The 12,675-nt window shown below is 69.6% G+C and carries 12 protein-coding genes; 8 read left to right on the top strand and 4 right to left on the bottom strand.

All coding sequences use genetic code 11. The annotated features are described in order from the left end of the window. Window positions 1-61 precede the first annotated feature (61 nt). Together ACZ4QV_RS18895 and ACZ4QV_RS18890 are read left to right on the top strand one after the other, a co-directional pair. Window positions 62-589, top strand: coding sequence for a peptidylprolyl isomerase (locus tag ACZ4QV_RS18895; RefSeq protein WP_361153153.1), 528 nt, complete (start codon window positions 62-64; stop codon window positions 587-589). Between the two features lie 165 nt (window positions 590-754). Beyond that, window positions 755-1,663 (top strand): rhomboid family intramembrane serine protease, encoded by a 909-nt coding sequence (locus ACZ4QV_RS18890; RefSeq protein WP_361153156.1) that lies wholly within the window; start codon window positions 755-757, stop codon window positions 1,661-1,663. A 458-nt stretch (window positions 1,664-2,121) separates the two neighbouring features. Here the strand turns inward: ACZ4QV_RS18890 and crgA are convergent, their stop codons facing one another. Further along, entirely contained in the window at window positions 2,122-2,379 is a 258-nt protein-coding gene (gene crgA, locus ACZ4QV_RS18885; protein ID WP_030017047.1) for a cell division protein CrgA, read from the bottom strand. A 149-nt stretch (window positions 2,380-2,528) separates the two neighbouring features. Between crgA and ACZ4QV_RS18880 the strand changes: the two genes are divergently transcribed. The 6 genes from ACZ4QV_RS18880 to ACZ4QV_RS18855 all read left to right on the top strand — a co-directional run bounded on the left by ACZ4QV_RS18880 (window position 2,529) and on the right by ACZ4QV_RS18855 (window position 7,471). Beyond that, entirely contained in the window at window positions 2,529-3,299 is a 771-nt protein-coding gene (locus ACZ4QV_RS18880; RefSeq protein WP_361153159.1) for a DUF881 domain-containing protein, read from the top strand. Between the two features lie 51 nt (window positions 3,300-3,350). Next, complete coding sequence (locus ACZ4QV_RS18875; protein ID WP_361614137.1) at window positions 3,351-4,118, top strand: class E sortase; 768 nt, start codon at window positions 3,351-3,353, stop codon at window positions 4,116-4,118. A gap of 93 nt (window positions 4,119-4,211) precedes the next feature. After that, window positions 4,212-4,388, top strand: coding sequence for a hypothetical protein (locus ACZ4QV_RS18870; protein WP_361153165.1), 177 nt, complete (start codon window positions 4,212-4,214; stop codon window positions 4,386-4,388). Continuing rightward, the gene (locus ACZ4QV_RS18865) at window positions 4,385-5,035 is read left to right on the top strand and encodes an aminodeoxychorismate/anthranilate synthase component II (protein WP_467763138.1); all 651 of its coding nucleotides are present in this window, start codon (window positions 4,385-4,387) and stop codon (window positions 5,033-5,035) included. Before ACZ4QV_RS18870 ends, ACZ4QV_RS18865 begins: the two co-directional genes overlap by 4 nt. A 464-nt stretch (window positions 5,036-5,499) precedes the next feature. Continuing rightward, on the top strand, window positions 5,500-6,699 hold the full coding sequence (locus tag ACZ4QV_RS18860; RefSeq protein ID WP_467763183.1) for a class E sortase: 1,200 nt from the start codon (window positions 5,500-5,502) through the stop codon (window positions 6,697-6,699). A 25-nt stretch (window positions 6,700-6,724) separates the two neighbouring features. Next, on the top strand, window positions 6,725-7,471 hold the full coding sequence (locus ACZ4QV_RS18855; protein WP_361153172.1) for a class E sortase: 747 nt from the start codon (window positions 6,725-6,727) through the stop codon (window positions 7,469-7,471). Window positions 7,472-7,650: 179 nt separating this feature from the next. On the opposite strand, the gene pknB is transcribed toward ACZ4QV_RS18855, so the two are convergent. From pknB to ACZ4QV_RS18840, 3 genes are all read right to left on the bottom strand, one after another. Continuing rightward, a complete protein-coding gene (pknB, locus tag ACZ4QV_RS18850; protein WP_361580871.1) occupies window positions 7,651-9,660 on the bottom strand; it encodes a Stk1 family PASTA domain-containing Ser/Thr kinase in 2,010 nt (669 codons plus the stop codon). A gap of 146 nt (window positions 9,661-9,806) precedes the next feature. Continuing rightward, window positions 9,807-11,276 (bottom strand): peptidoglycan D,D-transpeptidase FtsI family protein, encoded by a 1,470-nt coding sequence (locus tag ACZ4QV_RS18845; protein ID WP_361153178.1) that lies wholly within the window; start codon window positions 11,274-11,276, stop codon window positions 9,807-9,809. Further along, a complete protein-coding gene (locus ACZ4QV_RS18840) occupies window positions 11,273-12,670 on the bottom strand; it encodes an FtsW/RodA/SpoVE family cell cycle protein (protein WP_361153180.1) in 1,398 nt (465 codons plus the stop codon). The genes ACZ4QV_RS18845 and ACZ4QV_RS18840 overlap by 4 nt, the downstream gene beginning before the upstream one ends. Window positions 12,671-12,675: the final 5 nt, after the last annotated feature.

Raw genomic sequence — 12,675 nt, 5'->3', positions numbered from 1 at the left:
GCGGGGCACACGTCCGTGCGAGGATCGGGAACCGTCAGTGCAGACTTATGGAAGGTAGATCGTGGCTGAAGAGCTCTACGCCACCCTGAAGACCAATCAGGGCGACATCGAGATTCGGCTCCTGCCGAACCACGCCCCGACAACGGTGAAGAACTTCGTCGAGCTCGCCAAGGGCGAGCGCGAGTGGACCCACCCGGAGACCGGCAAGAAGACCACGGAGAAGCTGTACGACGGCACCGTCTTCCACCGGGTGATCAGCGGCTTCATGATCCAGGGCGGCGACCCGCTGGGCAACGGCACCGGCGGCCCGGGGTACGAGTTCAAGGACGAGTTCCACCCGGACCTGGCCTTCAACAAGCCGTACCTGCTCGCCATGGCCAACGCCGGCCCGGGCACCAACGGCTCGCAGTTCTTCATCACGGTCTCCCCGACCACCTGGCTGACCGGCAAGCACACCATCTTCGGCGAGGTCACCACCGACGCGGGCAAGAAGGTCGTGGACGCCATCGCGGGTACCCAGACCAACCCGCGCACCGACCGCCCGGTCAGCGACATCGTGATCGAGTCGGTCGTCGTCGAGACCCGCTGACGCGCGTACCGCGTCACCGCGGACGTCCGGTCCGGGAGACCCGCAGCGGCCCCGGACCGCGGACCCGCGGGAACATTGCGCCCCGCCCGGTCGTAGATCGGGTGGGGCGCGCACTTCGTCGTGCGGTGACGTCCGCACGGATTCGGACGAGGGACCGAGGGGACCATGGACCAGGCGCCGGGCAGCCCGCAGGAGCCGCAGGACGCACGGCCGGGCGACGCCGCGCCCGGCTGCTACCGCCATCCGGACCGTGCGACGGGCATCAGTTGTACGCGCTGTGAGCGGCCCGTCTGCCCCGAGTGCATGGTCAGCGCGTCGGTCGGGTTCCAGTGCCCGGACTGCGTACGCGGCGGCAGCGGTACGGGCCGTACGGCGCAGGCCACCGCCCCCCGGACGATCGCGGGCGGCTCGCTCGCCGCGGACACCCGCCTGGTCACCAAGGTCCTGCTCGGCATCAACGTCGCGGTGTTCATCGCGGTGCTGGCGGTGGGCGACAGCCTGGTCCAGGGCCTGGAGATGATCGGCGGGGCGTTCGTTCCCGAGGACCTGACGTTCATCGGCGTCGCCGAGGGCGAGTTCTACCGCCTGCTGACGGCGGCGTTCCTGCACCAGGAGCCGATGCACATCATCTTCAACATGCTGTCGCTGTGGTGGCTGGGCCCGCCGCTGGAGGCGGCCCTCGGCCGGGTCCGCTTCATCGGGCTCTACCTGCTCTCCGCGCTCGGCGGCAGCGCCCTGTCGTATCTGCTCGCCGCGCAGAACCAGCCCTCGCTGGGGGCGTCCGGCGCGGTCTTCGGGCTGCTCGGCGCGACGGCCATACTGATGCGCCGCCTGAGCTACGACATGCGGCCCGTACTGATCCTGCTGGCGCTCAACCTGGTCTTCACGTTCGCGTGGCCCAACATCGCGTGGCAGGCCCATGTCGGCGGGCTGGTCGTCGGCGCGGCCGTGACGTACGGGATCGTGCACGCGCCGCGGGAGCGGCGGGCGCTGGTGCAGGGCCTGACGTTCGCGGTGGCGTTCCTGGTGATCGTCGCGGTGGTGTGGGTTCGGACCGTTCAGCTCGTGGGGTGAGCGGGGCGGCGGGCGTGGTCCACGGTGCGCGGGTCTGCCGTGCGCGGTGCGCGGTTGTCCCGTACCGGTCCGTGAGGGCGCGGGAGGCGCTTCGGGTACGTGTTGTCCACGCTCCGGGTACGGGTTGTCCACAGCGGGTGGCGGATCTTGTGCACCAGGTGGGGAACGCGTGTTCCGGTCTGTACAAAGACGCGTTTTCCCAGGAAGGACGGGGCGGGGCGGCAGTCGGGGTGACGGGCCGCTGGTCACACCGGCGTCAACGGCCGGGAAGTTATCCACAGATCTTCTGAAGTTTTCCCCGGCTGTGGATAACTGTGTGGATGGCCTTGGGCAGGGCTTGCGCGACGACGCCCGCGCCAGGGCGAAAAGCGGGCCGGGCAGGGGCGGCACCGCGGCCGTTCCGCCGGGGGTGGCCGTCCCCGATGACCGGTGTCACCGGGGACGCGGCTCGGTCCGGGCTACTTCCACTGGGTGGACACGCCGAAGCCCACCGCGATGAAGCCGAACCCGCACACGATGTTCCAGTTGCCCATCGCCTTGACGGGCATGTCGCCCCCGGTCACGTAGAAGAGCACGATCCACACCAGGCCGATCAGGAACAGCGCCAGCATCACCGGGGCGACCCAGCCCCGGCCGGAACTCATGCGCAGGCTGGTCGTCTGCTTCGCCGGCGGCGGCGTGAAGTCGTCCTTCTTGCGGATCCGTGACTTCGGCACGAGGAACTCTCCTGTCGATGATCTGCGTGACCGCACTGAGGGCGGATGATGCTGACGCGGGCCGGGCGGGGACGCGACGGGGAGCGGATTCCCTCCCCGGGCGTCCGTTAGCGTAGTGCTTCCGCGGCGTCGTAAGGAGCAAGGGTACGTTGAGCACTTCCGCTGACTCCCCCGGCCGCCCGCCGCGCCGCCGCCTGCGGCCGGTGCGCCTGCTGACCCTGGGCGTCTTCGCGCTCGCCGGGCTGATCTTCTGGCTGAGCTTCGACACCGCGCGCGGCACGGACCTGCGCTCCGACGACTCGATGCTGCGCCTGTCCGACCTCATCCAGGAACGCAGCCACAAGAACGGTGCGCACGACGAGCGCAACGCCGCGCTGCGCGACGAGGTCGACACCCTCGCGCACCAGGACAACGGCAACTCGGCGGCCGAGAACGCCCGGCTGGCGGCGCTGGAGAAGAATGCGGGCACCAAGCCGGTCGACGGCCAGGGTGTGACCGTCACCCTCACGGACGCCCCGCCCAACGCCACCGCGAAGATCCCCGGCGTACCGGAGCCGCAGCCCAACGACCTGGTCATCCACCAGCAGGACCTGCAGGCCGTGGTCAACGCGCTGTGGCAGGGCGGTGCCAAGGGAATCCGGGTCATGGACCAGCGACTGATCTCCACCAGCGCGGTGCGCTGCGTGGGCAACACGCTGATCCTCCAGGGCCGCGTCTACTCGCCCCCGTACAAGGTCACCGCCGTCGGCGACCGGGAGAAGCTGAGCAGGGCGCTGACCGCCTCGCCGGCCATCCAGAACTACATGCAGTACGTCAACGCCTACGGGCTCGGCTGGAAAGTCGACCAGCACGAGACGGTGACTCTGCCCGGCTACTCCGGCACAGTGGATCTCCACTACGCACAGCCTGTGAAGCCGTGACCCGCCGGCCGCCCGCACCGGCGCCGGCGGCCGGGGAGGGGGCGGTCCGCGATGACGGCACGGTCCAAGGCGGCGCGGCCCGGGACGGGAGGCCGGCCCGGCGGGGGGAGGCGGCGCGCCTCGGCGGCGCGGCTGGTCGTACGGACGTTCAGCGAGGTGTGCGTCACCGTCGGCACGCTGATCGTTCTCTTCGTGGTGTACGTCCTGTTCTGGACCGGCGTACGGGCCGACAGTGCGATGGACGGTGAGATCGGCGCACTCCAGGACCGGTGGTCCACCGGCCCGGACGCCGCGTCCCAGGACGCGGCCGCCGGGCAGCCCGACAGGGCCGGGAGACAACCGCGGTACGAGAACGGCAAGTCCTTCGCCGTGATGTACATCCCGCGGTTCGGCGCCGACTGGAGCAAGCCCGTACTGGAAGGCACCGGGACGGACGTCCTGAAGAAGGGTCTGGGGCACTACGAGCGCACCGCGCGGCTCGGCGGTACGGGGAACTTCGCGGTCGCCGGGCACCGCCGCACCTACGGCGAACCGTTCAAGGACTTCCCCGAACTGCGGCCGGGCGACGCGGTGGTGCTCACGGACGGCACGACCTGGTACACGTACCGGATCGACCGGCGCCCCTACACGACGCTGCCCACCGACATCGGGGTGATCGACCCCGTACCGCACAAATCGGGATACAACGGTCCGGGCCGGTACCTGACCCTGACGACCTGCGAGCCGGAGTGGGGTCACAGCCACCGGCTGATCGTCTGGGCGCACCTGGATTCCACCCAACCCGTGGAGCGCGGAAGGCCGTCGGCTTTGACCGGCTGAGCCCCCGGCCGCCGCCCTCGCCCTTTAGTCTGGTGGAGCGATCGACATCGATCGACACGGTCATCGTCATCGGCAAGTAGGGGCAGCGACAGCATGTACGGCTGGATCTGGCGGCATCTGCCGGGCAACGCATGGGTGAGGGCGCTGGTCTCACTCGTGCTGGTGCTGGCGATCGTCTATGTGCTCTTCCAGTACGTCTTCCCGTGGGCGGAGCCGCTGCTCCCCTTCAACGACGTCACGGTCGACCGAGGGATGGGAGCCGTCCGATGACCGCGAGGATCCTCGTCGTCGACAACTACGACAGCTTCGTCTTCAACCTCGTCCAGTACCTCTACCAACTCGGGGCCGAGTGCGAGGTGCTGCGCAACGACGAGGTCGAGCTGCGCCATGCCCAGGACGGGTTTGACGGCGTCCTGCTCTCTCCCGGGCCCGGCGCTCCCGAGCAGGCCGGTGTCTGCGTCGACATGGTCCGGCACTGCGCCGACACGGGCGTGCCGGTCTTCGGTGTGTGCCTCGGTCTCCAGTCGATGGCGGTCGCCTACGGCGGTGTCGTGGGCCGGGCGCCCGAGCTGCTGCACGGCAAGACGTCGCTGGTCTCCCACGAGGGCGCGGGCGTCTTCAAGGGCCTGCCCACCCCGTTCACCGCCACCCGTTACCACTCCCTGGCCGTGCAGCCCGGCACCGTCCCCGACGAGATGGTGGTCACCGCCTGGACGGGCGACGACGCCGAGACCGGTGTGGCGATGGGGCTGCGGCACCGGGAACTTCCCGTCGAGGGCGTCCAGTTCCACCCCGAGTCGGTCCTGACCGGGTGGGGCCACCGGATGCTCGCCAACTGGCTGGTGGAGTGCGGCGATTCCGGTGCGGTGGAGCGTTCGGCGGGGCTCGCCCCGGTGGTCGGCAAGGTCGGCACGTGACCGACCTCCGCCCCGAGCGCGAGGGGAGGTCCTACGAGCCGTCGCGTGAAGCCGACGGCCCGTACGACCGTGAGGCGTTCGAGGCGGCCGTCGGACGGCTGGACGACCCGCTGACGGACCCGCTCCCCGGCCGCCCGCCGGCGCGGGAACCGCGGCCGGGCCCCGGGCGGACCGGGCGTCCGCAGGAGCGACCTGCCGGGGCGGAGCGGCCGGCGCAGCCGGTGCGCTCCACGCAGCATGCGCAGACCTCGCAACCCGGTCAGCCGGGGCGGTCCCCTCAGCCTGGGGGGCCCGCGCAGTCCGGGCAGCCCGCCTCCGGGCGGAGCGGTTCTCCGTGGTTCCGGCCGCATCAGGCTCCGGTGGCGCCTCCCGCACAGCAGCAGGGCCAGGTCCATGGCCGCGGCAGCGCGATACCCGGCCCGGACCAGGCCCCCGCGCCCCCGTACGGGCAGGCGCAGGCGCCCATTCACGTGCCTGCTCCGAACCCGGCCCCGCACCCGGCACCCGACGCGGCCCCGCACCCGGTTCCGTCCCCGGGCGCGAACCCGACTCCGCCCCCGGGCCCGGTCGCGGCATCCGCCCCCGCACCCGCCGACCCCACGGCAGACCCGTTCCTCAACCCGGTCCTCGACCCGCCGTACGTACCAGGGCCGGTCGGCACCGCCGGCCCGGACCCCGCTCACGACGCCGAGACCATGGCACTCCGTCAGGCCGCGGAGCCGGTCGGCGACCACGGCGGGCCGGACGTTGTTTCACGTGAAACCGAGCCCGAAGCACCGGCTTCCGGCTCGTCGGCTTCGACGCCACCGGTGACCGGTGGCCGCGCCGCACGCCGTAAAGCCGCCCAGGAGGCCGCCAAGCGCGGCAACAGGCGCGCGCGGCGTGGTTCCCCTTCGGGCGGCGCGGGCGCCTCCTCCTCGGCCGCTGAGGCGCCTTCCGTGCCGATGACGCGGATGGAGGCCCGCCGCGCCGAGCGGGCGGGCAAGGAGAGCCCAGGCATCATCGTCAGCCGCGCCGTGGGCGAGGTGTTCATCACCCTCGGCGTGCTGATGCTGCTCTTCGTCACCTACCAGCTCTGGTGGACGAACGTCCTGGCGCACCAGCAGGCGGGCGGCACCGCCAGCAACCTGGAGCAGGAGTGGGACGAGGGCGGCGAGGACCGCAGGCCCGACGCCTTCTCGCCCGGCCAGGGCTTCGCGATCATGTATATCCCCAAGCTGGACGTGAAGGTGCCGATCGCCGAGGGCATCAGCAAGCCCGCGGTGCTGGACCGCGGCATGATCGGCCACTACGACAAGAACAGCGTGAAGACCGCGATGCCCTGGGACAAGCAGGGCAACTTCGCGGTGGCCGGGCACCGCAACACGCACGGTGAGCCGTTCCGCTACATCAACAAGCTGGTCAAGGGCGACAAGATCGTCGTCGAGACGCGCAGCACGTACTACACGTACACGATGGAGAGCATCCTGCCGCAGACCTCGCCCCGGGACATCGCGGTGCTCGACCCGGTGCCGAGGCGATCCGGATTCACCCGCCCCGGCCGCTACCTCACGCTGACGACCTGCACCCCCGAATTCACCAGTACCTTCCGGATGATCGTCTGGGGCAAGATGGTCGAGGAGCGGCCGCGGAGCAAGGGCAAGCCGGATGCGCTCGTCAGCTGAGCGAACGTAAGAGGGGTACCACGCGGTGACTGCCACCGGACACGACGAGGACACCGGCGCGGCGGCGGAGCCACCGGCGTCCACGCCGCCGCGCCGACTGCGCGGGCGCATCGCCGCCGTCGTCAGCGTCGTCGGAGAACTGCTGATCACGGCGGGGCTGATCCTGGCCCTCTTCGTCGTCTACTCGCTGTGGTGGACGAACGTGCTCGCCGACCGCGAGGCGCACAAGCAGGGCGACACGGTACGCAAGAACTGGGCGCAGGCCCCGAAGGGTCCCGGCGCGCTCGACACCAAGGACGGCATCGGCTTCCTGCACGTCCCGGCGATGAAGAACGGCGAGGTGCTCGTCAAGAAGGGCATCGACCCCGACGTCCTGAACGAGGGCGTCGCCGGCTACTACACCGAACCCGTCAAGTCGGCCCTCCCGCAGGACAAGAAGGGCAATTTCTCGCTCGCCGCGCACCGCGACGGGCACGGCGCGAAGTTCCACAACATCGACAAGCTCAAGGAAGGCGATCCGATCGTCTTCGAGTCCAAGGACACCTGGTACATCTACAAGGTCTACGCGTCCCTGGACGAGACCTCGAAGTACAACGTCGACGTCCTGGACGACGTCCCCAAGGAGTCCGGCAAGCGCAAGCCGGGCCGCTACATCACGCTGACGACCTGCACGCCGGTCTACACCTCCACGTACCGCTACATCGTCTGGGGCGAGCTGGAGCGCACCGAGAAGGTCGACGCCGAGCGCACTCCGCCGAAGGAACTGCGCTGAGGACGGTACCGGCCTCCACGGCCGGTACCGATCCCGTCGGCCCGTACCGCCCCCGACCACGGCAAAGCCCCGGCTCCCGAAGGCGCCGGGGCTTTCCCGTGCGGTGACGGTTCCCCGTCGGTGGTCCGGCGGCGGACCGTCATCGCTTCCGTTGCGTCTGCTGCCTGGACGGTTCTCCGTCAGTGCCTGTTGTGCCGTCCCCACCAGCCGCCTATGACGCCGCCTCCGTCGTCACCGCTGTCGTCGTCACCACTGGGGCCGCCCATCGTGGTGAGCGTCACCGTCGTGGAGCCGGGGGCGGACGGGGTGTTGGGCTGCGGGTCCTGGCTGACCACGCGGGCCTTGTCGTCCTGCGAGCTGCCGCCCGCGAACTGGATGTTCGTGAAGCCGGCGTCCTGCAGGGCCTTCTTGGCGTCCTTGACGGACTGGCCGATGACGGTGGGCACCGGCTTCTGCTCGGCGGCCTTGCCGACGGTCAGCGTGACCGTGGAGCCGTTCCTGGCCTGCGAGTTGCCGTTCGGGGACTGCGCGGTGACCTTGCCGACCTGGTTCGGGTCGGAGACCTCCTGCTCGTTCTTGCTGACCTGGAAGCCGAGGTCGGTGAGCTGCTTCTGGGCGGTGTTGAAGTCCTGACCGGTCACCGGCGGCACCGTCGTCGTGGGCGACTTCTTGGCGACGACCAGCGTGATCTTGGTCTTCTTGGTGCCCTCGCTCTGCCCCTTGGGGTCCTGGTCGACGACCGTGCCCTCCGGGCGCTCCGAGACCCGCTCGGTCTTCTGGACGTCCTCGAAGCCCTTGTTCTTCAGGTCGCCCTTCGCCTTGTCGAAGGTCAGGCCCGTGACGTCGGGGATGGTGACCTTCTCCGGCCCGGTGCAGAGCGTCACCGTCACCGTGTCGTCCTTGGCGACCGTCCCGCCGGCGGCCGGGTCCTGCTTGGTGATCTGGTCCTTCTCGACGTTGTCGCAGGCCGTGCTGCCGCCCTTGGAGACCTTGAAGCCGCCGTTCACACCGGCCGACTTGGCCTGTTCCAGGGTTTTCCCGGTCAGCTCCGGCACCTTGACGTCGCTGCTGGTGTTCTGGTTGCTGAACATCGCCTTGCCGATGAAGATCGCACCGGCCAGGACGAGGATGCCCGCGACGACGAGCAGGATCGTGGAGGTGTGCTTCTTCTTCTGGCCGCCACCGCCGCGGCGCCGGTCGGGCCGCTCGTCGTAGCCGTAACCGCCGTCGTCCGGGTTCATCGGCGGCAGCATCGACGTCTGCCCGGCCGGGTCCTGCGGACGCAGCATCGCCGTCGGCTGGTCCTGGTCGTAGCCGACCGCGCCGAGGGCGGCGGTCGCCGCGACCGGCTGCCCGTCGAGGGCCGCCTCGATGTCGGCGCGCATCTCGTCCGCCGACTGGTAGCGGTAGTCGGGGTCCTTGACCAGCGCCTTCAGGACGATGGCGTCCATCTCGGGGGTGATCTCGGGGTCGAAGTTGCTCGGCGGCTGCGGCTCTTCCCGTACGTGCTGGTAGGCCACGGCGACGGGTGAGTCGCCGACGAAGGGCGGCCGCACGGTGAGCAGTTCGTAGAGCAGACAGCCGGTCGAGTACAGGTCGGAGCGGGCGTCGACCTGTTCGCCCTTGGCCTGCTCGGGCGAGAGGTACTGCGCGGTGCCGATGACCGCGGCGGTCTGCGTCATCGTCATGCCGGCGTCGCCCATCGCACGGGCGATGCCGAAGTCCATGACCTTCACCTGGCCGGTGCGGGTCAGCATGACGTTGGCCGGCTTGATGTCGCGGTGGACGATGCCGGCCCGGTGGGAGTACTCCAGCGCCTGGAGCACGCCGATGGTCATCTCCAGCGACCGTTCGGGCAGCAGCTTGCGGCCGGAGTGCAGCAGCTCACGCAGGGTGGAGCCGTCGACGTACTCCATGACGATGTACGGGATGGAGACGCCGTCGACGTAGTCCTCGCCGGTGTCGTACACCGCGACGATCGACGGGTGGTTCAGCGAGGCGGCCGACTGGGCCTCACGGCGGAACCGGGCCTGGAAGGACGGGTCGCGGGCGAGGTCCACGCGCAGCGTCTTCACAGCGACGGTGCGGCCCAGGCGGGTGTCGTGCGCGAGGTAGACCTCGGCCATGCCACCGCGGCCGAGCACCGAGCCCAGCTCGTACCGGCCGCCGAGGCGACGCGGCTCTTCCATAAGCTTCTCCAGCCCTCTCCGTCAGTCCCGACCGCACCCGTGTGTGGTCCGGCGGTGTGCTGTTCGGGCATACCGTACCCGGCACGCCGTGCGGGGCCCGGTCGCGACCGGCACCTGATATCCGACCGGTATTGGCGTGACCGGGGTCACTTCTTGCCGTCGAGTACCGCCTCCATGACCTTCTTGGCGATGGGGGCGGCCAGCTTGCCGCCCGCGATGTCGCCGCGGAGCGTGTCCGAGCCCTCGATCACGACGGCGACGGCCACCGGCGTTCCCTTGGAGGTCTTGGCGTAGGAGATGAACCAGGCGTACGGGTTGTCCTTGTTGTTCTCGCCGTGCTGGGCGGTGCCGGTCTTGCCGCCGACGGTGACGCCGTCGATCTGGCCGTTGGTGCCGGTGCCGTTCTTGACGACGCCCTCCATCATCTCCTGGAGCTTCTGGGCGTTCTCCGGCTTGAGCGGCTGGCTCATCGCCTCCGGCGTGTGCTGCTGCACGACGTTGAGGTTGGGGGCCACCAGCTGGTCGACCATGTACGGCTTCATCAGCTTGCCGCCGTTGGCGATGGCCGCGGTGATCATGGCCATCTGCAGCGGGGTGGCGCGGTTGGACGCCTGGCCGATGCCGGCCATCGCGTTCTGCGGCCGGTTGTCGGTCGGGTAGACGCTCTCGGCGGCCCGTACGGGGGTGTCGACCTCGGGGTCGTTGTAGCCGAACTTCTCGGCCTCGGCCTTCATCTTCTTGTTGCCGAGGTCGGCGCTGATCTTGCCGAAGACGGTGTTGCAGGACCAGCGCAGCGCTTCCTTGAGGCTGGCGTTCTCGCAGGGGATGTTGCCCTCGTTGTTCAGCGGCTGGTGCGCGGTGTCCGGCAGGTACCAGGGCAGCGGCGAGTCGGTCTTGGCGTTGATGTCCGTGTAGAGGCCGTTCTCCAGCGCGGCGGCGGCGGTGACGACCTTGAACGTGGAGCCCGGCGGGTAGGTCTGGCGCAGCGCCCGGTTGAGCATCGGGTCGTCCGGGTTGTTCTTCTTCAGCAGCCCGTTGTACGCCTTGGAGTCCTTGTCGGACATGCCGGCGAAGGTGGAGGGGTCGTACGACGGGGTGCTGGCCAGCGCCAGGATCGCGCCGGTCTCCGGGTTGATCGCGGCGACCGCGCCCTTGCTCTTGCCCAGACCGTCGTAGGCGGCCTTCTGCGCCTTGGCGTTCAGGGTGGTGACGACGTCGCCGCCCTTCTGCTTCTCGCCGGTGAACATGTCGACCGTACGGCTGAAGAAGAGCTTGTCGTCGGTGCCGGACAGGATGCTGTCGTTGAGCTTTTCGAGCTGGTTGGAGCCGAACGCCTGGGACGCGTAACCGGTGACCGGCGCCCACATCGGGCCGTCCTTGTAGGTCCGCTTGTACTTGAAGTCGCCGCTCTCGTTGGTGGTCGAGCCGGTGACGGCCTTGCCGTCGACGATGATGTTGCCGCGCGGCTGGCTGTAGCGCTCGATGGCCACGCGCCGGTTGTGCGTGTCGTTCTTCAGCTCGTCGGCCTGGACGAACTGCACCCAGTTGACGCGGATGAGCAGTGAGAGAACCAGCAGGCCGCAGAAGATGGCTACGCGGCGCAGAGGCTTGTTCACGGTCGGACCACCTGGGTCATCTCGGCGTCGGTGGAGGGCGCGGGGGCCGGGGCGGGACGGCGCGCGGTGTCGCTGATGCGCAGCAGGATCGCGACCAGGGCCCAGTTCGCGATGACGGAGGAGCCGCCCTGGGCGAGGAACGGCATCGTCATACCGGTCAGCGGGATCAGGCCGGTGACACCGCCGGCGACGACGAAGACCTGGAGGGCGAAGGCGCCGGACAGGCCGATGGCGAGGAGCTTGCCGAACGGGTCGCGGGCGGCCAGCGCCGTACGGATGCCGCGCTCGATGAGCAGGCCGTACAGCAGCAGGATCGCCATCACGCCGGCGAGTCCGGCTTCCTCGCCGACGGTGGCGAGGATGTAGTCGCTCTTGGGCGCGATGCCGCCGATCAGGCGGGAGTAGCCCTGGCCGAGGCCGGAGCCGAGGATGCCGCCGGAGCCGAAGGAGTACATGGCCTGGGCGGTCTCGGTGACGCCGCCGTTGATCAGCTGGAGGGGGTTGAGCCAGTTGTGCACCCGCTCCTGCACGTGCGACTCGAAGGTGGCCACCGCGACCGCGCCGCCGGCGCTGAGCAGCAGGCCGAAGACGATCCAGCTGGTGCGCTCGGTGGCCACGTACAGCATGATCACGAACAGGCCGAAGAACAGCAGGGACGTACCGAGGTCGGTCTCGAAGACCAGGATCATCAGGCTCAGTGCCCAGATGACCAGGATCGGGCCGAGGTCGCGGCCGCGCGGCAGGTACAGGCCCATGAAGCGGCGGCTGGCCAGCGCCAGCGCGTCCCGTTTGACCATGAGATAGCCCGCGAAGAAGATCGCGATGACGATCTTGGCGAACTCACCGGGCTGCAGCGAACCGACACCGGGGATGGTGATCCAGATGCGGGCGCCGAACTTGGCCGGGAAGAAGATCGGGGCGATCAGCAGGACCAGCGCGACGACCATCGAGATGTAGGTGTAGCGCTGCAGGACGCGGTGGTCCTTGAGGAAGATCAGCACGCCGAGGAAGAGGGCGACGCCGAGCGTCGACCACATGAGCTGCCCGGGCGCCATCGCGCCGCCGAGCTGCTTGGTGGTGATCTGTGGTTCCTGGTCCAGGCGCCAGATGAAGACCAGGCCGAGACCGTTGAGGAGGGTCGCGATGGGCAGCATCAGCGGGTCGGCGTACGGCGCCCACTTGCGGACGACGAGGTGGGTGATGCCGGCCAGCAGGCCGAGGCCGAGGGCGTAGCCGAGTACGCCGGCCGGGACCGAGCCTTCCTTGGCCAGGCCCACGTTGATGTACGCAAACACCGCGATGAGCACCGCGAAGACGAGCATGGCCAGCTCGGTGTTGCGGCGGCTCGGGGCACCGATCGTGCCCACGGTGGTCGTGGTGGTGGTACTGCTCATCAGTT

The organism is Streptomyces sp. NPDC026394, from assembly GCF_055567735.1.
Note: the sequence above shows the minus strand (reverse complement) of the source record. Positions and strands in the feature narration are given on the sequence as shown.